The sequence below is a fragment of the Acinetobacter haemolyticus genome (assembly GCF_003323815.1).
In the GTDB taxonomy this organism is placed as follows: Bacteria; Pseudomonadota; Gammaproteobacteria; order Pseudomonadales; family Moraxellaceae; genus Acinetobacter; species Acinetobacter haemolyticus.
In genome coordinates, this window is record NZ_CP030880.1 from 520,249 (window position 1) to 545,574 (window position 25,326).

At 40.6% G+C, this 25,326-nt stretch carries 27 protein-coding genes; 15 read left to right on the plus strand and 12 right to left on the minus strand.

What is annotated here, in order from left to right:
- Positions 1-164: 164 nt before the first annotated feature.
- The 6 genes from DS737_RS02480 to DS737_RS02505 all read left to right on the plus strand — a co-directional run bounded on the left by DS737_RS02480 (position 165) and on the right by DS737_RS02505 (position 8,589).
- Positions 165-1,970: an acyclic terpene utilization AtuA family protein gene (locus tag DS737_RS02480; RefSeq protein ID WP_113996679.1), complete on the plus strand. Its 1,806-nt coding sequence runs from the start codon at positions 165-167 to the stop codon at positions 1,968-1,970.
- An 18-nt stretch (positions 1,971-1,988) separates the two neighbouring features.
- A complete protein-coding gene (locus tag DS737_RS02485; protein WP_113996680.1) occupies positions 1,989-2,915 on the plus strand; it encodes an SDR family oxidoreductase in 927 nt (308 codons plus the stop codon).
- Positions 2,916-2,924: 9 nt separating this feature from the next.
- Positions 2,925-4,538 carry an acyl-CoA carboxylase subunit beta gene (locus DS737_RS02490; protein ID WP_113996681.1) on the plus strand — a complete coding sequence of 538 codons (1,614 nt, stop codon included), beginning with the start codon at positions 2,925-2,927 and terminating at the stop codon, positions 4,536-4,538.
- An 89-nt stretch (positions 4,539-4,627) separates the two neighbouring features.
- Positions 4,628-5,788 (plus strand): acyl-CoA dehydrogenase family protein, encoded by a 1,161-nt coding sequence (locus DS737_RS02495; RefSeq protein ID WP_005089110.1) that lies wholly within the window; start codon positions 4,628-4,630, stop codon positions 5,786-5,788.
- A gap of 9 nt (positions 5,789-5,797) precedes the next feature.
- Entirely contained in the window at positions 5,798-6,631 is an 834-nt protein-coding gene (locus tag DS737_RS02500; protein ID WP_113996682.1) for an enoyl-CoA hydratase/isomerase family protein, read from the plus strand.
- Positions 6,631-8,589 (plus strand): acetyl/propionyl/methylcrotonyl-CoA carboxylase subunit alpha, encoded by a 1,959-nt coding sequence (locus DS737_RS02505; protein ID WP_113997946.1) that lies wholly within the window; start codon positions 6,631-6,633, stop codon positions 8,587-8,589. The genes DS737_RS02500 and DS737_RS02505 overlap by 1 nt, the downstream gene beginning before the upstream one ends.
- A 29-nt stretch (positions 8,590-8,618) precedes the next feature.
- Here DS737_RS02505 and DS737_RS02510 read toward each other — a convergent pair whose 3' ends face one another.
- The 12 genes from DS737_RS02510 to rplM form a co-directional block, all read right to left on the minus strand.
- Entirely contained in the window at positions 8,619-9,086 is a 468-nt protein-coding gene (locus DS737_RS02510; RefSeq protein WP_113997947.1) for a hypothetical protein, read from the minus strand.
- A 113-nt stretch (positions 9,087-9,199) separates the two neighbouring features.
- Positions 9,200-10,120 (minus strand): lipase secretion chaperone, encoded by a 921-nt coding sequence (locus DS737_RS02515; RefSeq protein WP_113996683.1) that lies wholly within the window; start codon positions 10,118-10,120, stop codon positions 9,200-9,202.
- 13 nt (positions 10,121-10,133) lie between these two features.
- On the minus strand, positions 10,134-11,480 hold the full coding sequence (locus DS737_RS02520; RefSeq protein WP_113996684.1) for a sphingomyelin phosphodiesterase: 1,347 nt from the start codon (positions 11,478-11,480) through the stop codon (positions 10,134-10,136).
- Positions 11,481-11,835: 355 nt separating this feature from the next.
- Entirely contained in the window at positions 11,836-12,255 is a 420-nt protein-coding gene (locus tag DS737_RS02525; RefSeq protein WP_004640851.1) for a roadblock/LC7 domain-containing protein, read from the minus strand.
- Between the two features lie 23 nt (positions 12,256-12,278).
- On the minus strand, positions 12,279-12,821 hold the full coding sequence (locus DS737_RS02530) for a GTP-binding protein (RefSeq protein WP_004640850.1): 543 nt from the start codon (positions 12,819-12,821) through the stop codon (positions 12,279-12,281).
- Positions 12,822-12,829: 8 nt separating this feature from the next.
- Positions 12,830-13,798: a hypothetical protein gene (locus tag DS737_RS02535; protein ID WP_004640848.1), complete on the minus strand. Its 969-nt coding sequence runs from the start codon at positions 13,796-13,798 to the stop codon at positions 12,830-12,832.
- A 154-nt stretch (positions 13,799-13,952) separates the two neighbouring features.
- The gene (locus tag DS737_RS02540; protein ID WP_005083406.1) at positions 13,953-14,312 is read right to left on the minus strand and encodes a roadblock/LC7 domain-containing protein; all 360 of its coding nucleotides are present in this window, start codon (positions 14,310-14,312) and stop codon (positions 13,953-13,955) included.
- 378 nt (positions 14,313-14,690) lie between these two features.
- Positions 14,691-15,347, minus strand: a complete 657-nt coding sequence (locus DS737_RS02545) for a hypothetical protein (RefSeq protein WP_113996685.1) — start codon at positions 15,345-15,347, stop codon at positions 14,691-14,693.
- 15 nt (positions 15,348-15,362) lie between these two features.
- The gene (locus DS737_RS02550; protein ID WP_004640844.1) at positions 15,363-15,788 is read right to left on the minus strand and encodes a ClpXP protease specificity-enhancing factor; all 426 of its coding nucleotides are present in this window, start codon (positions 15,786-15,788) and stop codon (positions 15,363-15,365) included.
- Positions 15,789-15,801: 13 nt separating this feature from the next.
- Positions 15,802-16,458: a glutathione S-transferase N-terminal domain-containing protein gene (locus DS737_RS02555; protein ID WP_004640842.1), complete on the minus strand. Its 657-nt coding sequence runs from the start codon at positions 16,456-16,458 to the stop codon at positions 15,802-15,804.
- Between the two features lie 132 nt (positions 16,459-16,590).
- On the minus strand, positions 16,591-16,977 hold the full coding sequence (gene rpsI, locus DS737_RS02560; protein ID WP_004640839.1) for a 30S ribosomal protein S9: 387 nt from the start codon (positions 16,975-16,977) through the stop codon (positions 16,591-16,593).
- 12 nt (positions 16,978-16,989) lie between these two features.
- Positions 16,990-17,418 carry a 50S ribosomal protein L13 gene (gene rplM, locus DS737_RS02565; RefSeq protein WP_004640836.1) on the minus strand — a complete coding sequence of 143 codons (429 nt, stop codon included), beginning with the start codon at positions 17,416-17,418 and terminating at the stop codon, positions 16,990-16,992.
- 264 nt (positions 17,419-17,682) lie between these two features.
- On the opposite strand from rplM, the gene DS737_RS02570 reads away from it, so the two are divergent.
- The 9 genes from DS737_RS02570 (at position 17,683) to rlmN (ending at position 25,310) form a co-directional block, all read left to right on the plus strand.
- Positions 17,683-18,324, plus strand: a complete 642-nt coding sequence (locus tag DS737_RS02570; RefSeq protein ID WP_113996686.1) for a hypothetical protein — start codon at positions 17,683-17,685, stop codon at positions 18,322-18,324.
- Positions 18,325-18,410: 86 nt separating this feature from the next.
- Entirely contained in the window at positions 18,411-19,376 is a 966-nt protein-coding gene (gene pdxA / locus DS737_RS02575; protein ID WP_113996687.1) for a 4-hydroxythreonine-4-phosphate dehydrogenase PdxA, read from the plus strand.
- A gap of 35 nt (positions 19,377-19,411) precedes the next feature.
- Positions 19,412-20,224 carry a 16S rRNA (adenine(1518)-N(6)/adenine(1519)-N(6))-dimethyltransferase RsmA gene (rsmA, locus tag DS737_RS02580; RefSeq protein ID WP_113996688.1) on the plus strand — a complete coding sequence of 271 codons (813 nt, stop codon included), beginning with the start codon at positions 19,412-19,414 and terminating at the stop codon, positions 20,222-20,224.
- Positions 20,224-21,069, plus strand: coding sequence for a symmetrical bis(5'-nucleosyl)-tetraphosphatase (locus tag DS737_RS02585; protein ID WP_113996689.1), 846 nt, complete (start codon positions 20,224-20,226; stop codon positions 21,067-21,069). Before rsmA ends, DS737_RS02585 begins: the two co-directional genes overlap by 1 nt.
- Before the next feature lie 167 nt (positions 21,070-21,236).
- The gene (locus tag DS737_RS02590) at positions 21,237-22,553 is read left to right on the plus strand and encodes a glycosyltransferase family 4 protein (RefSeq protein WP_228206839.1); all 1,317 of its coding nucleotides are present in this window, start codon (positions 21,237-21,239) and stop codon (positions 22,551-22,553) included.
- Positions 22,554-22,576: 23 nt separating this feature from the next.
- Complete coding sequence (locus DS737_RS02595; RefSeq protein WP_004640826.1) at positions 22,577-23,128, plus strand: phosphatase PAP2 family protein; 552 nt, start codon at positions 22,577-22,579, stop codon at positions 23,126-23,128.
- An 84-nt stretch (positions 23,129-23,212) separates the two neighbouring features.
- Positions 23,213-23,413 (plus strand): Fe-S cluster assembly protein IscX, encoded by a 201-nt coding sequence (iscX, locus tag DS737_RS02600; RefSeq protein ID WP_004640824.1) that lies wholly within the window; start codon positions 23,213-23,215, stop codon positions 23,411-23,413.
- A 109-nt stretch (positions 23,414-23,522) separates the two neighbouring features.
- Entirely contained in the window at positions 23,523-23,954 is a 432-nt protein-coding gene (ndk, locus tag DS737_RS02605; protein ID WP_004640823.1) for a nucleoside-diphosphate kinase, read from the plus strand.
- A gap of 120 nt (positions 23,955-24,074) precedes the next feature.
- Entirely contained in the window at positions 24,075-25,310 is a 1,236-nt protein-coding gene (gene rlmN / locus DS737_RS02610) for a 23S rRNA (adenine(2503)-C(2))-methyltransferase RlmN (RefSeq protein ID WP_005083389.1), read from the plus strand.
- Positions 25,311-25,326: the final 16 nt, after the last annotated feature.

The following is a 25,326-nucleotide window of genomic DNA, read 5'->3' on the forward strand; positions in this document are numbered from 1 at the left end:
AGTGTATTGTAACAAAATTCATTTCATGAATTGTCTTATCTTTTTATAACAAGCATTTGCTTGAATTTGTCTGTTTTTGCTAATACAGCATATCATTATGCACTTTACAAACCAAGCACTTGCTTGGTAATGTTGTGTTGTTTTTAATAATAATGAGAAAGCTCATGACAAGCGTCAAGCAGGATGACCAAAAGCCAGTAAAAATCGGATGTGCTTCAGGATTTTGGGGTGATACCAATACAGCTGCTTTTCAGTTGGTACATCTGAGTGATATTGATTATTTAGTCTTTGATTATCTATCTGAAATTACCATGTCAATCATGGCTAAAGCAATGATGACTGATCCAAATCATGGTTATGCATTAGATTTTGTTAGCCGCGTGATGTCTCCACTGATTAATAAAATTGCTGAAAAGAAAATCAAAGTGATCAGTAATGCAGGGGGCGTGAATCCCTTAGCTTGTCGGGATGCTTTACAAAAAATCATTGATGAAAAAGGCTTGGATTTAAAAGTTGCGGTGGTACTTGGTGATGACGTATTGCCAAAGCACGCAGAACTACAGCAAAAAAATATCAAAGAAATGTTTAATGGTGACTCTTTGCCTGCGCATGTAGCGAGCAGTAATGCCTATTTAGGGGCTGTTGCCATTCGTGACGCTTTGGATTTGGGCGCGGATATCGTGATTACAGGTCGTGTTGTTGATTCGGCTGTGGTACTTGCACCGTTGTTGCATGAATACAAATGGTCATTGGATGACTATGACAAACTCGCACAAGGTTCATTGGCTGGGCATGTAATTGAATGTGGTGCTCAATGTACAGGTGGTAATTTTACTGATTGGCGTTTGGTACAAGGCTTTGACAACATGGGCTTTCCAATTGTAGAAGTCAGTGCAGATTCCTCTTTTGTTGTGACTAAACCACAAGGTACAGGTGGTTTGGTGTCGACTGCAACGGTCGCAGAGCAAATCGTTTATGAAATAGGTAATCCACAAACCTATTTACTTCCTGATGTGACAGCTGATTTTAGCCAAGTCCATTTAGAACAAGTGGGTGATGATCGAGTTAAAGTCACAGGTGCAACAGGTCGAGCACCAACTCAACAATATAAAGTGAGTGCCACTTATGCCGATGGTTATCGTGTTTTAGTCAGTTTCTTGATCGCAGGTCGCGAAGCGCCTGAGAAAGCACAAACGATTGCCAATGCCATTATCAATAAATGTGAGCGCGTATTGGCTTTACGTTCTGTCCCTCCATTTACAGAAAAATCGATCGAAATTTTAGGTATTGAAAGTACCTATGGGGCACATGCACGCATTAAAGAAAGCCGTGAAGTCGTGGTCAAAATTGCAGTCAAACATATGTTTAAAGAAGCATGTATGTTCTTTGCTTCGGAAATCGCACAAGCTTCTACAGGTATGGCACCTGCATTAGCGGGCATTGTCGGTGGTCGCCCTAAAGCCTCAGCAGTGGTCAAGTTGTTTTCTTTCTTGATTGATAAAGATCAAATCAAGGTTGAGGTTGATTTTGCAGGCCAGCGACATCCTGTTGAGATTCCAACTGGCTCAGCTACACAGAATTTCGCTCCCCATCCAACTGGTGACGTCGCAACTTATCAAGGTGATGAAATCGAAGTGCCTTTGATTGAGATTGCTCATGCTCGTAGTGGAGATAAAGGCAACCATAGCAATATTGGTGTGATTGCGCGTAAAGCAGAATATTTGCCTTGGATTCGAGCAGCACTCACTGAAGCCAATGTTTCAGACTATATGCACCATGTTTTAGATCCAGAAAAATCAAAGGTAATTCGTTATGAATTGCCTGCGATGAATGCACTGAATTTTATGTTGGAAAATGCCTTAGGTGGCGGTGGGATTGCAAGTTTACGTATTGATCCACAAGGTAAGGCTTTTGCACAGCAGTTGTTAGATATGCCAGTCAAAGTACCAGCGAAATTGTTAGAAAAATAAGTAAGGGATGTAAATCAAATGGGTTATCAATCAATTTTCAGAGCAGATGCATTTGCCGACAAAGTGATTATCGTCACAGGTGGCGGTTCAGGTATTGGACGCTGTACAGCACACGAGTTGGCATCTTTAGGTGCTCAAGTTGTGATTACAGGTCGAAAAATTGAAAAGTTAGAAAAAACTGCAGCAGAAATTACCGAAGATGGTGGAAAAGTCCATTTTATCGTTTGTGATAACCGTGATGAAGAACAAGTCAAAAGTATGATTGCTGAAGTCATTGAAAAATTTGGCAAGCTCGATGGTTTAGTGAATAACGCAGGTGGGCAATTTCCTTCGGCATTGGAAAATATTTCTGCTAATGGCTTTGATGCTGTGGTTCGCAATAACTTGCATTCTACATTCTATTTAATGCGTGAAGCCTATAACCAATGGATGGCTAAACATGGGGGCAGCATCGTCAACATGACTGCAGATATGTGGGGCGGTATGCCAGGTATGGGGCATTCAGGTGCAGCACGCTCAGGTGTGGATAACCTGACTAAAACGGCTTCTGTAGAATGGGGTAAATCGGGTGTGCGCGTCAATGCAGTTGCGCCAGGATGGATTATTTCATCAGGTATGGACAACTATAGTGGTGACTTTGCCAAAGTGATCATTCCAAGTTTGGCAGGTAATGTTCCGTTAAAACGTATGGGTACAGAATCTGAAATTTCTTCAGCAATTTGCTATTTACTTTCTGATGCTGCGGCTTTTGTTTCAGGGGTGACTTTACGTATTGATGGGGCTGCATCGCAGGGAACACGTATGTATCCACTGGCGGATGCAACCAATAGCCAATCTTTTAATGGTTTCCATCGTGCCTTTATTCCTGAAATTTTTAAAGATGAGGCTGGAAAAGCAGAGCAACGCTCTGCCCAGCCGCAAGACGACAAGCTAGGCTTGGAGTGAGGAAAAACAATGACCATTCTCCAATCTGAAATTGCAGTCGGTAGTGAACAATACCAACAAAACCGTGAAGCTTTGTTGAATCAAATTGCGGAAGTACGAGCAGTACAGCAAAAGAGTATTGATAAATCTTATGCGGCTAAACCAAAGTTTGATAAGAAAGGCAAAATCTTGCCGCACGAACGTGTGCGCTTACTATTAGATGCTGATTCACCTTTTGTCGAGTTATGTGGCTTAGTCGGCTACAACATGCATGATGATAAAGATGGCTCAGAAGCGGGTGGCGGTATTATTGCGGGTTTGGGCTTTGTTAGTGGTGTACGCTGCCTTGTCTCTGCCAGCAATAGTGCGATCAAAGGTGGAACTATGTCACCGATGGGTGTACAGAAAACCTTACGCTTACAGAAAATCGCACTTGAACAAAAACTACCGATTGTTACTTTAACGGAAAGTGGTGGGGCGAATCTTAATTATGCTGCTGAAGTATTTACCTATGGCGGTATGACCTTTGCCAATCAAGCACGGATGTCTGCGGCAGGGATTCCACAAATTTCGGTGGTACATGGTAATGCTACAGCAGGTGGAGCATATCAGCCTGGTCTGTCTGACTATGTGATCGCGGTGCGCAAACAAACCGAAATGTTACTGGCTGGTCCGCCATTGTTATTGGCTGCGACTGGTGAGGTGGCAACGGCTGAAGAGTTGGGCGGTGCTGAAATGCATACCCAAGTTTCAGGTGTAGCAGAATATTTGGCTGAAAATGATGCTGATGGGATTCGACTTGCTCGTGAGATTTTAGAGCATTTGAATTGGAAGGAACAAACCACTAGTCTAAATCAAAACTACAAAGAGCCGCGTTTCGCGCCTGAAGAGTTGCTTGGCATTATTCCCAAAGATCCAAAGCAGCCTTTTGATATGAAAGAGGTTGTAGCTCGTATTATTGATGATTCAGATTTCCTTGAGTTTAAACAGGAATACGATGTTTTAACCGTATGTGGTTGGGCGAAAATGGGTGGGGTACATATTGGCATTATTACTAATAATGGTCCGATTACACCACAAGGTGCGGTCAAAGCAGCACAATTTATTCATCTGTGTGAGCAGACCAAACGACCACTTTTATTCCTGCATAACACCACAGGTTTTATGGTGGGAACAGATGCTGAACAGAACGGCATCATTAAGCATGGTTCGAAATTAATCCAAGCAGTTGCGAATGCGACTGTACCGAAAATCTCGATTATTGTGGCTGGTTCCTACGGTGCAGGCAACTATGCGATGTGTGGGCGTAGTCTCTCTCCAAGTTTTATCTTTGCATGGCCAAATTCACATGTTGCGGTAATGGGGGCAGCACAAGCGGGGAAAGTGTTGCGTATCGTCGCAGAAGGTAAACAGAAAGCTTCTGGAATGGAACCGAATCCGCAAATGTTGGATTTCCTAGAGCAAAGCACTGCGATGAAATTAGAACAACAATCAACCGCTTTATTTAATACAGCAATGTTGCATGACGATGGCATTATCGATCCAAGAGATACGCGTAAAGTCCTGATCTTCTTGCTACAAACCATTTATGAAGCACAACAACGTGAACTTAATTCAACACGTTTTGGTGTATCTAGATTTTAAAAATCCCTCCCGACCTCCCTTTAAAAAAGGGAGGAGTTCCCCTCTTTGTAAAGAGGGGTTAGGGGAGATTAAATTTAAGGAAAAAAATAATGAAATTTACCGCAGAGCATGAAGCATTACGTCGTACCGCACGTCAGTTTGTAGAAAACGAACTCAATCCATTTATTCCAGAATGGGAAGCAGCGGGACGCTTTCCGATTCATGACGTGTTTAAGAAAATGGCAGATTTAGGTTTGCTGGGTATTTGTAAGCCAGAAGAAAATGGCGGTCTGGGTTTAGATTATTCCTATAACCTTGTTGTCGCTGAAGAATTAGGACGTGCTGCATGTGGTGGTGTGCCACTGGCGATTGGAGTGCAAACCGATATGGCGACACCTGCACTTGCTCGTTTTGGTAGCAAAGAATTAAGAGAAGAGTTTTTGAATCCTGCGATTCGCGGTGAATATGTGGCATCAATTGCAGTATCAGAAGTGCATGCAGGTTCAGACGTGGCAGCAATCAAAACCACTGCGAAAAAAGAGGGTGATGATTACGTGATTAACGGCAGCAAAATGTGGATCACCAATTCATTGCAAGCGGATTTCTTCTGTTTACTTGCCAATACTTCAGATGACAAACCGCATGTCAATAAATCCATGATTATTGTGCCTGCGAAGACTGCGGGTATCAGTTTTTCAGAGCCACTGAATAAATTAGGTATGCGTTCAACAACAACTGCTCAAGTCTATTTTGATAATGTTCGAGTACCACAACGCTATTTAGTTGGTGCAGAAGGCATGGGCTTCATGATGCAAATGATGCAGTTCCAAGAAGAACGTATGTGGGCATGTGCCAATGCAGTAGGCGGTTTAGAAAAAGTCATTCAACAAACGATTGATTACGCTAAAGAACGTACTACTTTTGGTCAGCCCTTGATTAATAACCAATATGTACATTTCCGCTTCGCCGAGTTAATGACTGAAGTTGAAGCATTAAAGGCGCTGACTTATCAAGCTTGTGAACAGCATATTGCTGGGGAAAATGTCACGATGTTAGCTTCAATGGCGAAACTCAAGTCGGGACGTCTCACTCGTGAAGTCGCTGATACCTGTCTGCAATATTGGGGCGGCAATGGCTTTATGTGGGATAACCCAGCTTCTCAACTTTATCGTGATGGTCGCCTTGGTTCAATTGGTGGTGGAGCCGATGAAATTATGCTCGGGATTATTTGCAAGTTGATGGATATTCTGCCGAAGAAACAGAAAAACTAGGAGAAGAAAATGACAGTTTCAACTTCTCTAACTGATTTTCAGGTTGATGACAGCATCCAACTTGAACTACAAGGTAGTATTTTAACGATTTGGCTTAATCGACCTGAAAGCCGCAATGCTATGAGTCTCAATATGGTCAATGCGATTCAACAGGTCTTTACCCAAATAGCAGATGATGTATCGATTCGTGCTGTGATTTTACGTGGTAAAGGCGGACATTTCTGTGCAGGTGGTGACATTAAGGATATGGCGGCTTTGCGTGTTGAAGCAGCGAATGCAGGTAGCTTGCAACCTTATGTGGATTTTAACCGCCGTTTTGGTGCCATGATTGAACAAGTTGATCAAGCTCCGCAAACGGTTGTTGCGGTATTAGAAGGTGCCGTCTTAGGTGGAGGTTTTGGCTTGGCCTGTGTTTCTGATGTCGCGATTAGTTGTGACAATGCTCAGTTTGGCTTACCTGAAACAGGCCTAGGTGTTTTGCCAGCGCAAATTGCACCTTTTGTAGTGAAACGCATTGGACTAACACAAGCGCGTCGTTTGGCGTTGTTAGGTTCACGTTTTAATGGTGAGACTGCCCAGAAGTTAGGTGTAGTACATGATGTAGTGCATGATGAAAATGAGCTTGAGCAGTTACTGAGCGATACAGTTCAACAAATCAAACGTGCTGCACCATTGGCCTCTCGCAATACTAAAGCTTTATTACATCGTACTTTGAATGAACCTTTAGATTCTCTACTCGATGATGCTGCACAGCAATTTGCGCAAGCTGTCGGTGGAGTAGAAGGTCAAGAAGGTACGATGGCATTTATTCAAAAACGTTTACCAACTTGGACTGAGCAATGATGAAATTTTCAAAAGTTTTAGTCGCAAATCGTGGTGAAATCGCAGTTCGAGTGATGCAAACAGCGAAAGCGATGGGCTATCAGACAGTTGCTGTATATTCAGATGCAGATGCCAATGCTCGCCATGTTCAAGTGGCTGATGAAGCTGTATACATTGGTGCATCTAAAGTCTCAGAGTCTTATTTGTCGATCACCAATATTATCGAAGCCTGCAAAAAGACAGGTGCGGATGCTGTTCATCCTGGTTATGGATTTTTATCTGAAAATACCGATTTCGCCCAAGCTTGTAGTGATCATGGCATCACTTTTATTGGTCCAAATGCCGCTGCGATTCATTTGATGGGTAGTAAGCGTTTGTCAAAAATTGCCATGATTGAGGCGGGCGTACCTTGTGTACCGGGTTATGAAGGTGATCGACAAGATATCGAATATTTAGCTGAACAAGCAGAAAAAATTGGTTTCCCCTTGATGGTGAAGGCATCTGCTGGTGGTGGTGGGCGTGGTATGCGTTTGGTTCACCAGTCTGCTGATTTACTCGAAGCTTTAAAAACAGCGCGTTCAGAAGCCGAAAATGCATTTGGTTCAGGTGAGCTGATTATTGAAAAAGCAGTGATCGCACCTCGTCATGTGGAAATTCAAGTATTTGGTGATACGCATGGCAATTACGTTTATTTATTTGAACGAGACTGTTCAATTCAGCGCCGTCATCAGAAAGTAGTCGAAGAAGCACCTTGTCCCGTGATGACACCTGAATTACGTCAGCAAATGGGCGAGGCTGCTGTTGCTGCCGCCAAAGCTTGCGACTACATCGGTGCAGGTACAGTTGAATTCTTACTTGATCAATCAGGCGAGTTTTATTTCCTTGAAATGAATACCCGTTTACAGGTTGAGCATCCAGTGACAGAAATGATCACGGGCCTCGATTTAGTTGAATGGCAACTACGTGTCGCAAATGGTGAAACTTTACCTCTACAGCAGCATGAACTCACTTTAAATGGACATGCAATTGAAGTGCGTTTATATGCAGAAGATCCACGTCAGGATTTCTTGCCTCAAACTGGAAAAGTGCTCAGTTGGCAACCTGCAGGCTCTGATGGAATGTTATCAAATGTTCGGATTGATCATGGTATGTTAGAACAGGGTGAAATTAGCCCGTTTTATGATCCAATGGTGGCGAAGATAATTGCTTATGGTAAAACTCGTCAGGATGCGATTCGTCTGTTAGCGCGTGCAGTAGATGATTGTGTGCTATTGGGTGTGAACAGTAATAAACAGTTTTTGGTGAATTTATTACGTCATCCGATTGTCGTGGCAGGCGATACGAATACCGCATTTATTCAACAACATTTTCAAGATGATGTCAGCCTACATCAACAAGGGCCAAGTTTGGAAAATCTTGCGGTTGCTGCAGCATTGTTCACTCAACTGAACCAAGCGAAAGTTTCATGGCAAACAGGTATTTCTGTGCCTTTCCCATTAAAACTGAAATGTGCTGATCAACAGCTATTACTTCATGTCCAAACAGATCACGATCAACTGATCGCTATGCTATGTGATCAGCAAGTCAAGATTAAAATTCTAGCGATTCAAGATACACAGATCATTTATGATGTAGATGGTATACGCCGTAAATTGAATTATGTACTTGACCAAAATCAACTTTATTTAGATACGGCGAATGGTAATCTCATAATTGAGAATAGCACTTATGCAGAACCTGAAGCGGTTGAAGTCATTGGTGATGGGAAGATTCGAGCACCAATGGATGGTGCGATTGTAAATCTACTGGTCAATGCTGGAGATACCGTTACCAAAGGGCAAACTTTATTGATTTTGGAAGCGATGAAAATCGAGCAACAGATTAAATCTGATGTGGATGGTGTCGTTGATGAGCTGATTGGTCAAGTTGGTCAACAAGTGAAAAAACGACAATTGTTATTAAATGTCGCAGTTGCATAAAACGTATGAATTAAAAAGCTAGGCTAGACCTAGCTTTTTAATAATTTTTCTACAGCATCGAGTGAACTTTCCGAATTTCCCTTTAATTCTTGTGTTGCAAACTCTGCCAAAGCTTGTTCATGTGCCAATAAATATTGCAGAAAAGTTTGAGTTTGAGCATCGGCATGTTGATTCATTCTCTCAAACGTTTCCATAAACGGTTTGGTGCCTTGTTTAAGCAAATGCATCGCAACTTTCCACGGAAGCTTTGCCATCGCAATCCCTGATGCTTTGGCTTGTAATTTAATATGTGGTCGAATCTTTGCGGTATGACCATTTTGAATCAAAAACTGTCGTAACTTATGTAAAGTTTGAGTTTCTAATTGAGCCAAAACCTGCCATTTATATTGTTGTTCAGTCGAGCGGGTATACTTTGCTGCATTCAGAAAAATCAATTCACCTAAGATCTCAGATTCAAGTGCAGTATTTAAGTCCTGTTGCAGTTTTGGGTAATTCATTCCATTGATTTCCAAAAATAAAGAAGCGTTCGTGAGTGTTATTTTTACAGCAGTATAGGTGAAAAAATTAGATGCTGAAATAGTCGCCATCTGTATATCAGATGGGATTATTTTTAAGGAAACAGATTCGATCGTAAGCTTTCAAGACGTTGTTGATACTGCTTTTGCCACTCACTTTCAGAAAGCTGAGACTTAAGCGGTTGCATTTCTTGTTGCAGTTGTTTGAGCGCTTGTTGGTATTGATCCACTTTCTGTTGCTGCTGTTGTTCACGGTGTTGCTTAAATTGCAGGTCTAATTGCTCTTGTTGTGAGAGATAGCGTTGTTGTAACTCTTGTTTTAGACGTTGTGTTTCAGCAGAGGGCTGTTTCTCGTCAAGCAGTTGAACCGCCTGCTCATAACGACCAAAACTACTTTCTTGCTCCATGAGACGAGGGTATTTTTGTTGAAGCGTTTCTAAGGCAGCCAATCGTTGTTCAGGATTCAATTGCGTATTCTGTTTAAGTTCTGCATAAGCAAAACGATAATCTGCATATTCACGTTCTTGTCCAAAACCTAAAGCCGCTTCATCTTTGCCTAGCGTCTGTTCTCTAAGTTTCCAAATTGCATCAAAGCGCTCTTTTGGTGATAGCGTTGTTGAAAGTACGGTGCTTTGCATTTGCTGTTCATATTGCGGCATACGTTTCAATAAATTCTGCACAGTTTGAGCAAATTTTTGATCAGGATAATTTGCCAGAGCTTTGGCTAAGGCAGCATCACAGCTTTCTAGTTGGCAATTGGCTTTAAACGCATTGATAAATTGAGTGATATTTCCAGGTTGATGCTGCAAGGATTTTAATTGAGTGGACAAAGACTCTTGTAAAATTTGATCTGCATTTTTATGTTGCATGTATTTATCTTGGGTTGAATTGGGTTTTGTTGATTCGGTCCGTGCTGCTTGTTCAATTGCAGCGGAAGAGGCGGTGCTCTTCCAAACTGCAATTCCGACCAAGACCAGTAAAACAAGAAATATTGTCAGTAGTAGTCTCTTATTCATTCGGCTTTCCGCTTTATGGGTTGTAATTAAAGTGTCCCATCACAGGGAAATGATCGGAAAGATCCCATGTCATAAACAATGGATCAGCAGCCGAACGTAGAATGCGAACATCGTTGCGAGATTGGGTCGGTTGACGGTGATTATTTGATGAAACAACATAATCTAGATATTCAACGGTGGTTCCCCCAGAGCCAGCTGCACCAGCAAGTTTATTGATACGTGGATCAAAAGTAGAGGCCGTATAGCCCGTGCTAACAGGTGCAGTCGCATTGAGATTCATCAGCATATCTTGGTAATCTTGTGGCCATAACAGCTTATTTACATTGAAATCGCCACCCATCAATACAGCATCGAAACTTGGGATATTTTGCTGATTAATCAATTGTCGAATTTGTTGGAATTGAACCTGACGTAACGCACGAGCTTCATTGGTATCAAATGATGCCGTGTGGGTTGAAGTCACATGGTAGGCTTTACCATTTTTGATGATTTCTGCATAAATCACGCCTTTATCCGCGAAGCAGTCCGTTCCAGTGCAGTCTGGATAAATCATTTCAGCTGTTTTAACAATAGGGTAACGACTTAATACCAATACGCCACTATCGAATAAGTTATAGCCAGATCCAATCGGAACATGTGTTTGATATGGATATTGTTGTGCGAGTTGATTGAGCATACCAGTTCGCGAAGATGAAAATGCTTCCTGCATGAGAATGACATCATATCCATTTAAATGATTTGGTAACTCTGCTAGGCGTTCACTAATTTTGCTTGCAACCATAGGTAGGGCGTAAATATTGTAGGATAAAACCTTAATTTCATCGGCATTGTTTGAGATGGGTTCAGTTACCGTATTTTGATGAATGGTGTAATGAAAATCATCGTAACCCCCTGTATATTCTGCTTTCACAGCAGTTTGTGCGGCTAAACCAGCATATACAGTATTGATGCGATATATATTACGATCCGTATACCAAGGTGAGGTTGTCGATGCGGTTTGCATACCATGTTTAATGGTGCTGCCATACCATGTTCCTGTCATGGATTGCTTAAAGGTGACTTGAGAACTGCCACTGGAAACTACGGTATCAAAATTATAGGTTTGACCAGATTTAAGACCTGAATATCGATTCATGCGAAGTACGCGTTTGGTTTCATAAGGTGCTATCTGTGTTGCCTCTTGTGCCCATTGATTTCCATGTTGCAGAATTTGAGTGCCTGTATGGTTGACTTGTACAGATACCGTTTCAGGAGTGGTATTCGTAATAAAAACATAAGAATCTGCCAATGTATTTTGCATGGCAAATGTCCCCATCAGTAGTGCTGTACCGACACTGAATTTAATAGTGCTTAGCCCCATTAGATCTTTCTCCTTGTTGATCGTGTATTGCATAGATGATTAATAAGTTTCATCAGGCAATAGTGTTGATTTTCATTTTTGAACATTTATGTTGTTATTTGTTCGAAAATTATCATAATGAAAAATTATTGCTAAATCATGTAATTTTTATACCGTTCATCTGATTTAAATGAAGTAATTTATATAAATGATTTTCAAGTAGACATTCAGAAATATTGTACGGAGAGGAGTGATAGGTGTTTACAGTGTAGATTCGAATATGAAAATCTAAATTTGTAAATAACTAAATTCAGGGCTAAAAAAATCTGACAGGAGGATTTTTCCTGACAGATTAAATTAAATTGATGAGGACGGATTAAGTTTGATCTGCTGCACTAATCGCTGCACTGGCTTGCTTTAAGCTATATAACAGTTGTCCGAGAAGGACATCTTTATTACTTAGTGTCACTAGCACCATTGGATGATGTGGTGCTGGGATGGCTGTTAGAATCGCTTTGCCATTTTCAGCATCTAAGGTAATACTCTGGCATCCTGTAAGTTGAATTTCATTGAGAAAAGCGCTGACCATTGCCAAAATAGAACTACTCACCGCAGCCAGTTTACTACTGTTATAAGGATTTTTTTTATAAATAGATGCCAACTCAAAACCGTCGGTAGAACAAATCATAATATAATCAATCCCACGAATATTAACGAGAATATCATTGGCTTGCGATTTTGCGAACTGGATCAGCTCTTTGGGTGCAGTGCGTTGTTGACTTGGGATACTGAACATAATTTTTCTCTTTATTAAAGTCGTTAATGGGTTGCTTTTAAATTTACTTCTAAAGTTGCAATCAGTGATTCAATCATCAGTAGAATATGTTCTTGTTTGCGGGCATCAATAAAAAAAAGTGGATATTGGTAGTTATTCTGCGTCAACCATTCTCGATACATCGTCGTGGATTGTCCTTTATTTTCGTCAACATGAGTAATACCAATCGAAATATTCTGTGTATAGTCTTTGAATGTGTCTAGATAGCCTTCAAGCTCTTCGATAGGCACTTTACTGTTATGATCAACTAACAGAATTACTCCTAGTGCCCCTTGACAGATGACGGGCCAAATAAAATCAAAACGCGTCTGTCCTGGCGTGCCATATAAACCTATCTTAACACCGTCATCTAGCGTGATTTCGCCGTAATCAATTCCTACAGTTGTTTCGGCTTTGCTGTGCGCTTGAGTGTCCGTATTAAATGCTTCCGTTGCTAGCACAGGAACTTCAGAAAGAGATCGTATTGCTTCAGTTTTACCTGCGCCCATGCTTCCTGCAAAAACAATTTTATATTGTTGTAGAATCATATTATTCCTTAAAGCCCAAAGCGGCGTCTAATTTTCCCAAAAAACTTATTCAAAAAACCTTGTTGTTCAGTAGGTTGTTCTACTGTATTTGATTTTAAGTAATGACCGTCAGTAGCTGAAATAATGCTGCCATTATTTGAGGCAATACAGGCGGCAATATATTGCTGCACTGTTTGAATTGGTATGTTTAAGTGGCTTGCAACGTGATTCAATTGAGCGCCTTGGATAAAACAAGCAGACAGCAAAAGAATGATTTTTCGATCAGTGCTTTGCATCGGCTGAGGCCAATAATCAATTTTGTAATATTCTTCTGCAACAGGTGCTAGTGTTTGAAACTCATGCGAGTACCATATCAAGTTCCATAGCCAGTCTTGTAAATTGTATTCAACTTTACGAGAAACTTTGGTGAAATCAAATGTTGTCGCAAATCCATAATTAAAACTGTGATTGGTATGTGTATGTATACGTGTGGGTTCTAGCCAAGCAACTTGGCTGCGTGTATCGATAATTGCCAATGTGCCGTGATCGTCAAAAAGATGTAGACGTGCATTTTCAGGATCTAACATATCCGTTAGAAACTTTGCATCTACGGCATTGTGCGTTGAAACTGTTTCTGTTTTAGGTTGCTGTGATTGTTGATGTGATAGATAGCTTAAAAGACGGAGTTGAATCCAGTTTTTCAATGCATCAGTTTGTTGAAAAGGTAGGTATAGAGTATTATTTTCTTCGATGTTACAGCTACCTTGTCCCTTTGAAACTTTTAAACAAGGAAGTTTCTTCTCTTTTAAAATACGCTGAATACCTTCGGTATCAAAAAAATTTTCATTTATTAATAATAAGTCTATATTCGGATCTGCAATATTAATCCAGTTAATTCCAAAATCATTGGGTATGGTTTTTCTAAGCTCTATTTTTAATTCATCTGAAACTTTTAAACTTATACCTGAAATTGCGATATTAATGCAATGCCCATTCATAGTATCACTTTAATATTGTTAAAATATTGGACTGCATGAAAATGGTCTTTATATAATATATAAAGACTAATACTAGACCTCTTATATTATTTTTATTGTTTTAAATAAAAATAGATATAAGAAGTCTAATATACTAAATTTTTAGTTTTGCAAATTAAGCAAAATCTAATTCTTTTTCAAAAGTCTTGAGTTCGTGACGAGCCATTGCTAGGTTTGATTTTGTACGGTCAAGTACAACATAGAGGAAAAGGTTACCATTGCTTTCTAATGGTCGAATTAAGTGATATGCCTTACCAAGCGTGATTAAGATATCTTCGATATCATCGTTTAATTTCAGTGAGTTAGCAACACGGCGTTTTGCTCGTACAACTTCGGTATTACCCGCTGCTGCAAGCTCTAAATCAATTGCCCCACCACCTTGTGTTGCAAGGGCTAAGCCACTTTCCGTGTCTACTAATGCTGCTGCAACGAAACCATCAATGTTTGATAAGCTTTCTAGTGAAATTTTAGCCATGATATTATCTCTACTAATACATTATTGTTTATAAGTTTATATAACTTACTTTTGTTTTAATTGGTTTTCAAAAGTAGTTAATTTCATTATAGGAAAGTATTTTATTAAATCAATCATGCGATAGAATAATGGAAATATAAAGGATGTTAATAATTGACAATTTTTGTCATGATTGGAAATTAAAATATTAAATGAAGATGGTATTTTGATTTTATTGTGATTTTTGTCACGCTATTAGCTGGGTTTTTAATGAGATTGTGATTGTAAATAAATGTAAAATATTCTATTAACTTGCTTAAATATAATATTTATCTAAACTTTATTATTCCTAAGTATGTGATAAAGAAAGAAATCAATCTTTCTTTATCATGCGTCTATTTAAGCAACGAGCTGTGTATATGAGCAATACAAGATGCCTAAAATAAATAAAGCAACGAAAGGTGCTGTAATAGAAGACCATGTTGGCGTTACTGGTGGCTCAATATCAACGGTTTCTTGGTGATCTACATTGGGTTGAGCCTGGTGTACCATTTTGTTGAATTCTTGCATGGTTGCTTCAAGTGAAACATCTTCTTGTTCAATGGGTTTTGAGCCAAGCAGTTCCGCTAATTGATTGGTTGACCAAACCCAGTCTTCTGCTTGACCAGATAAGTGCTCTACTTGGCCTAAAAGTAACTCAGTAAGACCAGTTTGGCCAAAGCTTCCTGTTTCATCTAACTGTTTTAGCTCAGCAAGTTGTAAGGATAAAACCTCAGCAAGGCTCATTTCTAATTCAGTTGCGCTGAGCGTTGATTGGTTATGCGCGGAAGTGGTTAGGTGGCGTGTAATTTCTTGGATATACAGTGGATCAGAGGTTTGAACCTCTTGATAATGCTTCTGAGGATTTTGTTTCCAGAGACTAATCAAGCGACCCAGTGCGAGAGCATTGATCTCACTGATATACAGCAGTTTTTCTTGTTGAGAATATTGACTGAATAGTTGCGGTTTTTGAATTTTAATTTGTTCAGCAAAATATTGAACTAAGTCAAAGGCCATTATATATATCCTCAATTAATCTAAAATTCTAAGCGAAGGTTTTTTCTTAGTTGTTTCAGCTTTTTGTTGTGATTCTTCGTTTGCAGTGCTGATTGTGTCTTCAATATCAGCATACTCAGAAGGATCGAAAAATAAACCTTGGCCGTTTTCTTTTGCATAAATACCGAGTACAGCTCGGATAGGCACGTAAATTTCTTTGGCAACACCGCCAAATCGTGCAGAAAAAGTAATTGCTTCATTGCTGATATGCAATTGATGGACGGCATGAGGTGCAAGATTTAAAACAATTTGACCATCTTTAACAAATTGTAGTGGAACATCAGTATGCGGTTGAGTTGCATCAACCAATAGATATGGCGTGAGTTGGTTATCGCAAATCCATTCATAAATGGCACGAGCAAGATAGGGGCGTGTAGGGGTAAACGTTATTTGCTCAGACATAATTAAAAACTTATTAAATCGTAGAAATCAATTTATTGTAGCTGTTTTTTTCTTGAGCTGTCATTGATTTAATGAAAGATGGGCGGCTAAAGATACGATGACAATACAAGAAAATTGGTCGACAGTGTTGTTGAGGTAAATCTATTCCCATACTTTTGAGTCTTAGGAAGATCGGTGCAAGCATACAGTCCAAGATGGAAAATGTTTCAGACATAAAAAAGGGATAGTGTTGAAATAATGGTGTAAGTGAAATTAAGGTATTCCTCAATTCCTTTTGTGCTTGTTGTTTTTGAGCTAAATCGAGGGTATCCGTATGTCTGAGCATATGATCAACGAGCTTAAACCAGTCTTGTTCAAAACGCCAAATATATTGGCGCTGTTCTGCTCTGGCCATCGGGGCATCAGCATAAAGCTTATTTTGACGATAGCGATCATCTAAATATTCAGCAATCACAGGTGCAGAGAAGAGTTTGAGGTTCTGCTCTATTAGCATTGGGAGTTGATTGTACGGGTTAAGATCGGCCAAATCTTCATCTTCATGATCAGTAAGAATCAGATGATATTTGATCTGCTTTTCGGCGAGTAATAAACGAATCCAGTGAGAACGGAAATCATCTGCGTGACTATAAAGGGTGATGCCCTGAACTGGTGTATTTTCAACCGATGACATATGACAAAGCTAGAGATATAAACGCTTTAGCATACTAAAAAAACGTAGAAAAAGCATCCATGAGATTCGACCCAAGTGATAAATAAAAAAACCTCGGAATAATCCGAGGTTTTGGTCCAATTCGTAAAACGATTAACGTTTAGAGAATTGAGGACGCTTACGAGCTTTACGTAAACCAAGTTTCTTACGTTCAACTTCACGAGCATCACGAGTAACGAAACCAGCTTGACGAAGAGCAGGTTTTAAAGTTTCGTCTGCAGCGATCAACGCACGAGTAATACCGTGACGAATTGCGCCAGCTTGACCACCGATACCACCACCTTTAACAGTGATGTAAAGGTCAAACTTTTCAGTAACTTCTAAAAGTTCTAAAGGCTGACGTACAACCATACGAGCAGTTTCACGACCGAAATATTGCTCTAAAGTACGATTGTTGATTACGAGTTTGCCTGTACCAGCTGATAAGAAAACACGTGCAGTTGCGGTCTTACGGCGACCTGTACCATAATTAGTAGCCATGTGCTGTATCCCTTAGATGTCCAAAACTTGTGGCTGTTGAGCAGTATGAGGATGCTCGCTACCAGCGTACACTTTCATTTTTTTGATCATTGCATAACCAAGAGGACCTTTTGGCAACATACCTTTAACAGCTTTTTCTAAAACAGCTTCAGGTTTGTGAGCAATTAACTTCTCGAAGTTAGTCTCACGGATACCACCAGGGAAACCAGTATGGCGATAATACTTTTTATCAAGTGCTTTGTTACCAGTCACTTGAATGTTCTCAGCATTGATAACAACGATGTAGTCACCAGTGTCAACGTGAGGAGTATAAGAAGTTTTGTGCTTACCGCGTAAACGACGAGCGATTTCAGTCGCGAGGCGACCTAAAGTTTTGCCAGAAGCATCAACAACATACCAGTCATGTTGAACTTCAGCTGGCTTAGCGCTGAGAGTTTTCATTAAACCACTACCTATTATAGTTGGTTTGGACGGTGAAATCTGTCCAAACAAAAGGAGACCGAATTCTACATTAATTTATAAAACGGCACAACAAAAAATCATGCCAGAAGCATTATTTTGCTGCAAAGTGACTGATTTGGTCAACAACAAGACCATAATTTGAGCTTGTACTGTTTCGCTTGTGATAGGGGAGAGTTTGACTTATTATTTTTATTAATTATTTGAAATAAATAGAAGTATTTACATGTTCTTTTGGGGATCTGGATGAGATTGTCGTTTTCTACAAAAATTGTTGTAGTGACTTTATTAATAGGTGTTTGTTCTACACAGACAAATGCACGACGACTTTATAAATGGGTGGACCAAAGCAGTGTGACCAACTATTCAGAGTTTCAACCTAGGGAAGGGACGACTAAAAAATTAGAAGTATTAGAAAGTCGAGGGAGTGATTATGTTGATCCAATGATGGCTGTCACGGCCGAGATGAAAGCAATCGAAATACCTGTAGACCTGATTACACCACAAGACCAAGTAACAACGCGTCCATCGGCCACTCTTCCGCAATCGCAACAACCCTCGACTCAAACAGTAGTGAAGCAGGGAATGTTGGCTCCGGCATATACTCAGCCTAATACCACAGCTGCTGTAATTCCTATGACTGAGAAAAAAGAGATTCAAGTTGCACAAACAATAGCTGTGATTGAGAAAAAAGAAATTACGATCAATCCTACTCTCGATAAAGTAAATAATGCAGGGGGAATTGCAGAGAAGAAGGCGGATTTGGCAGTAAGTGTACCCGCTGAAAGAAAACCACAGGCTACCATTAATCCTTGGACACGTGCGCCAAGCTTTGTCCCGTCAAATTTAGTGCCTCAGAATCTCACTAAAACGACAACCAGCCCTTAATTTGAATATAAATAAAGGCTGAAAAACTACAGCTGATTTTAGATTTTCGCTACACTAAGAAAAGTATCAAATGATCGGCGAAAAATATGCTTCCTTTATATGTCACTTCTGGTGAACCTGCAGGAATAGGACCTGATATCTGTTTGGGCTTGGCCGAACGAGTAGATGAGCGTCCTATTGTCATTTTAGCTGATTTGCAGATGTTACAGCAGCGTGCTGATCAATTAGACCTTGTTGTCGAGCTTATTCCATACCAAGGTCAATCAACATCTAGTCGAAAAGGTCAGCTATTTGTTGAACATGTCCCATTGATAGAGACTGTAATTGAAGGACGATTAAATCCAATAAACTCAGGTTATGTCTTAGAGCAATTACGACGTTCAGCTGATTATGCGATGTCAGGTCGAAGTGTTGGCGTAGCAACAGCACCTGTGCAAAAATCCATTATTAATGAAGCAGGTATCGCCTTTAGTGGGCATACTGAATATTACCAAGAGTTCGCTGGTGTTGATCGTGTCGTTATGATGTTGGCGACTAAAAGTTTGCGTGTCGCCTTGGTAACGACTCATTTGCCGTTACGTGATGTGCCAGATGCAATTACCCAAGAGCGTTTGCATCAAGTGATTGACATCTTAATTCAGGACTTAAATCAAAAGTTCAAAATCGCGTATCCCAAAATTTTAGTCTGCGGTTTAAATCCACATGCAGGTGAGGATGGTTATCTTGGACGAGAAGAAATTGAGGTGATCAATCCTGTGTTGGAAGCGTATCGCGCACAGGGTGTGAAGATGAGTCTAAGTTTGCCTGCAGACACCTTGTTTACACCCGAAAACTTGAAAGATGTAGATGCAGTTTTAGCGATGTATCACGATCAGGGCTTACCTGTGCTAAAATCTCAAGGCTTTGGTGAAGCTGTAAATATTACATTAGGCTTGCCATTTATTCGAACCTCTGTCGATCATGGTACAGCACTTTCTCTTGCAGGCACTGGACAGGCTAAAGCTTCAAGCTTACATGTTGCAGTAGATTTAGCACTAGATTTGGCTCGTTAGTGACTCACGAGTAAATTATTCACGTTGGAATTATTATGTATCAAATTAATGCCCTAAACCCTAGAGATGAAGGGCATCAGGCTCGAAAACGTTTTGGTCAGAACTTTTTACATGATCAGCGTGTGATTGCCAAAATTGTACGCTCAGTGAATCCGCGTGCGGGCGAAAATATTGTGGAAATTGGTCCAGGATTGGCTGCATTGACATCTCCGCTGATTGGTGAGTGCGATGCTTTGACTGTGGTTGAGCTGGATCGGGATTTGGCGGCAGGTTTGCCAGGGCGGGTACCACATCCTGAACGTTTGACGATTATTGAAGCGGATGCTTTAAAGTATGATTTCACTCAACTGTTTCAAGATGGTCGCCCATTGAGAGTCGTGGGTAACTTACCATACAACATTTCAACGCCATTATTATTCCATCTCTTAGAGTTTGGTGACAAAGTCAAAGACATGCATTTCATGTTGCAAAAAGAAGTGGTTGATCGCATTACGGCAGTGCCTAATACCAAAGAGTATGGTCGTTTATCGGTAATGATTCAGTATTATTGTAAACCGACATTTCTATTTGAAGTACCGCCGGGATCATTTAATCCGCCGCCAAAAGTGACGTCAGCAGTTTTCCGTTTAGAGCCGTATGAAACTAAGCCAATTGTAGCGAAAGATGAGAAAGCGTTGGCTCGTCTTGTGAGCCATGTGTTTACACAACGTCGAAAAACTTTGCGTAACAGTTTAAAAGGCATGCTGGCTGATGATGGTTTTGAAAAAGCAGGTGTTGATCCGATGGCGCGCCCAGAAACTTTAAGCTTGGCTGACTTTGTTGCCCTGTCTGACCAGATGGTGTCTTAATGTCAAAACGCTATAACTATGTGATTGGTGATGTGCAGGGGTGTTTTGCTGCACTCAAAGCCTTACTCAAAGAAATTCGTTTTGATCCTGACCAAGATTTTATCTGGTTTACGGGAGACTTGGTTGCACGTGGTGAAGATTCGGTTGGTGCTCTACGCTTTATAAAAAAACTGGCGGATCGTGGGGCTGCTGCAACGATTTTAGGAAATCACGATCTATCATTAATTGCTTCTGCACGTGGTTTCAAAAAAATCAAAGCCAAAGATCGAGTTCAGGATGTGATTGATGCGATTGATGGAGATGAACTAATCGATTGGTTGCGTAAACAACCGTTATGTTTATTTCCAAATGCTGAAACGATGTTGACGCACGCGGGAGTACCTTGTATTTGGTCAGCAGAAAAAACCGCTGAACTTGCACAAGAGGTACAAGATGCGGTTGGCCATGAAGATTTGATGGTCTTAGATGCATTCTTAGCTGAAATGTTTGGTGCTCAACCTGATCTTTGGTCTGATGATTTGACGGGTATGGCTCGTTTGCGTTGCATTACCAACTATCTAACCCGTATGCGTTTAACGACCGCAGAAGGTCAGTTAGAGTTTGAGTTTAAAGAGGGCTTGGATGCACCAATGCCTAAAGGTTACAAGCCGTGGTTTGATTATGAAAGTCAAGCTGCTAAGACACATCACCTCGTCTTTGGTCATTGGGCCGCTTTGCATGCAAAACGCATCAGTGATGATATTCAAAGTGTTGATGGTGGGTGTGTTTGGGGGCATCAGTTGGTGGCTTACCGTTTAGAGGATAAACAGTTATTCGCTGTTGAAAATCCATGGATTGAGCCGTGAGCATCTGATGCTTAGGCTCAATTGAAATATCGATAGAACCTGATCTGGTTGGGGTGATCAAATTGTGCTTTGCCTGAATAGGGTGAGGCATTTTTTATTTTAGGGTTGTCAAAAAACTGTCATCTATTGATCATTAAAGTGTCAAAAAATATTTTTATGCTTAAAGCATGAAAATAACGACACAAATGGATGGCGATATGCAAAGTACATACGCGACATCTCTATTAAAGCAAGAACAGTTTCCTGAAAGTTTAAAATTTTACTTTAAAAGGAAACATTTCAAAGATCAACAAGATCAATTGTCTGAACTTCAAGACCTTGTTCGCCCTCGTTTGAGAATTGCAATTGTGACCGAAACATGGCCACCAGAAATTAATGGTGTTGCGATGTCGATGATGCAATTATGTCAGGGCTTACAGCGCCTCGGTCATAAGATTTTACTGGTTCGCCCTGTACAGAAAAATGTCTGTACTGAGTTTCATCCAGATCAGGAATGCTTGGTGTTTTCACAACCTGTGCCGAAGTATCCAAGTGTTCAATTTGGTTGGCCTCAATATCTCAAAGTGTCCAAAGCATTTGAAAAATTTGCGCCAGATGTGGTGCATATCGTGACGGAAGGGCCTTTGGGTTTAACTGCATTACAAGCCGCAAAATCTAAAAAAATTGCTGTATCAAGTGGTTTTCACTCCGCTTTTCATGATTTTAGTCGATTTTTTGATTTGGCATTTTTAGTCAAACCTATTCAACGTTATCTCACTTGGTTTCATAACAGTACCGATGTGACGTGTGTACCTAGCCAATATACAGAGCAAGCTCTGCGTGGTTTTGGTGTGACTTGTCCGTTAGTTGTTGTTGGACGTGGAGTGGATACAGCAAAGTTTTCACCCAAACATCGTTCGCAACAGTTGCGCCAGCGATGGGGTGTAGATGCTGATACGCGAGTCTTATTATATGTTGGGCGTCTCTCACCTGAAAAAGAAGTGGATGTTCTAATTAAGAGTTTCCATGCACTACGGACTCAACAAGGTACTAATTTTAAATTTGTCATTGTTGGTGATGGTCCAGATCGCGCTCGCTTAGGGAAATTAGCTCAGTCGAATGATGTGATCTTTATGGGAAGTCTAAGTGGTCGTGAGTTATCAGAAGCTTATGCCAGTGCCGATGTTTTTACATTTGCTAGCCAAGCCGATACCTTCGGGAATGTTGTGCTTGAAGCAATTGCGAGTGGACTGCCTGTGGTCGCTTATGACTATGTCGCTGCTCATCAACATATCAAACATGATGTTACAGGATGGTTGAGTCCACTGGGACATACCACTGATTTGATCCAATCGATTTGTCATTTACCTGCGCTCCCACAGCTTAGACAAATGGGGTTGCTTGCCAGTGAAAGCGTGCAAGAAACCAGTTGGCAGTTTCCTGTACAACAATTAGAACAAGCACTTTATCAAGTTGCCAAGGAGTCTCCGATGACTTCTAGCTAACGATTCTCATATAGGAGAAGATTATGAAATTTGAAAATGCAAAAATAAAAATACTTGATCTTGATTTAAAAGGGTGTTTATACCTAAATCATCTCTCACATTCACAGCGTGTTGCCTTGTTTTTTAAAACGATCAGTCGTTTAGGTGATGGGCCATTTTGGTACGTTATGTTGCTATCTGTATGGGCAACACAAGGTCTGGCATACGGCTTACAGATTCTGTATTTAATTCTCGCTGGTTCTGTTGGAACCTTGATTTATAAGTTTTTAAAACATAAAACCACTCGGCCAAGACCTTATCAGGTCCATCAGGTCATTGTACTCGGTGAGCGACCATTGGACCATTTCAGCTTCCCATCGGGACATACTTTACATGCGGTGATGGTCACGATTGTATTGGGTTATATCCAGCCTGTACTGTTGATTTTGATGCTCCCATTTACGATCTTGATTGCCTTGTCGCGGATGGTACTGGGTTTACACTATCCAAGTGATGTGATTGTCGGCGCAATCATTGGTGCCTCAGTTGCAAGCGCGGTCATTTTACTGGCACCGAGCTTGAATATTATTTTGTAGTGAATCTAGGGAATAGGGCTATCGTTCAAATCGAATGATTTGTTAAAGTACGGGATAATCCTATTTTTTTATTCAGGTTGTCATATGGGCTTACGTTGGACAGATACGATCGATATCGCAATTGAATTGGTTGAGGCACATCCTGATGTCGATCCGCAATGGATTCGTTTTACTGATTTACATGCGTGGGTATGTGCATTGCCAGACTTTAATGATGATCCAAACAAATCAACTGAAGGCTTATTAGAAGCGATTCAAATGGCGTGGTTGGACGAAGTTCGTTAGAAATTCATCTGAAATCGTGGAACTTTTACAGATTCCAGCTGATTATTGGCGATGACATCGGTATAATGCGGCAAATTTTTTAATGTTTAGACCATAATGGGAGCCAATCATGGCGATTGAACGTACTTTATCTATTGTTAAACCAGATGCAGTTTCTAAAAACCACATCGGCGATATCTTTGCTCGTTTTGAAAAAGCGGGTTTAAAAATCGTTGCAACTAAAATGAAACACCTTTCTCAATCAGATGCTGAAGGTTTCTATGCTGAGCACAAAGAACGTGGTTTCTTTGGTGATTTAGTTGCTTTCATGACTTCTGGTCCAGTTGTTGTTTCAGTTCTTGAAGGTGAAAATGCAGTTCTTGCTCACCGTGAAATCTTAGGTGCGACAAACCCTAAAGAAGCTGCACCTGGTACGATCCGTGCTGATTTTGCTGTAAGCATCGATGAAAATGCTGCTCACGGTTCTGACTCAGTTGCTTCTGCTGAGCGTGAAATCGCTTACTTCTTTGCTGATAACGAGATCTGCCCACGCACTCGTTAATCCAAAGTATTCAAGCCAGATAAGTGGTATACTACTTATCTGGTTTTTTATTTTTTATAAATTGTGTTGTGTAAAGAATACACAGCATATTTAGCGCTGATATTGTTTAGGTAAATGTTCATGAGTTCTGCAGTGGTCGTTTCATCCGAAAATTTAGATGAAAAACAACAGTCTGTTTCTATGCCTGTGGTTCATGCTGCTGACAATAAAGTCAATTTACTGGGCATGTCACGTGCAGAATTAGAAAAGTTCTTCGAAGACTTGGGCGAAAAAAAGTTTCGCGCTGGTCAGGTGATGAAATGGATTCATCAATATTTTGTTACTGATTTTGCTGAGATGACCAATATCTCAGGTAAGTTACGTGAAAAATTAGAAAAAATTTGTGAAATCAAAGCACCTGAAGTGGTACATCGCAATTACTCAAAAGATGGTACCCGTAAGTGGGTGTTCCGTGTTGGCGATGGCGAAGGTTCTTTGGTTGAAACCGTCTTGATTCCTGCCGAAGATAAAACGGGCGCACGTAAAACCTTATGTATCTCGTCACAAGTTGGTTGTGCACTGGATTGTTCGTTCTGTTCAACAGGCAAACAAGGTTTTCAGCGTGATTTGACACCAGCGGAAATTATTGGTCAGCTTTGGATGGCAAACTATTCCTATATGGAAGAGGTGCCTGTTGCTGAGCGCGAACGCACGGTGACCAATGTCGTGATGATGGGGATGGGTGAACCATTACTCAATTATGATGCGGTATTGAGTTCAATGCAGTTGATGTTGGATGACTTTGCTTATGGCATGTCAAAACGTCGTGTAACCTTATCCACCTCTGGTGTAGTGCCAAAGATTGACCAATTGGCGCAAGATATTGATGTGGCATTGGCAATTTCATTACATGCACCGAATGATGAGCTGCGTAATGAATTGGTACCGATTAATAAAAAATATCCATTACAACAATTGATCGCTGCATGTCAGCGTTATTTAGCAAAAGATGGCAATGAAAGTGCGCGCCGTCATGTCACCATTGAATATGTGATGTTAGATGGGGTCAATGACCAGCCAGAGCATGCGCAACAGCTACTTAAATTGTTAAAAAATTTACCAAGTAAAATCAATCTGATTCCATTTAACCCTTTTCCGCATGCGCCATATGGTCGTTCAAGCAGAAATCGTATTATTGCATTCCAAAAAACTTTGTCTGATGCAGGATTTGTGTGTACGATTCGTCAGACACGTGGTGATGATATTGATGCGGCGTGTGGTCAATTGGTAGGGCAAGTTGCTGACCGGACTCGTCGTGCTGAACAATGGAAAAAGAAAGTGGCGCAGCGACAAGAAATTTTGCGCACACAAGGATAAAACTTGGGGACAATGC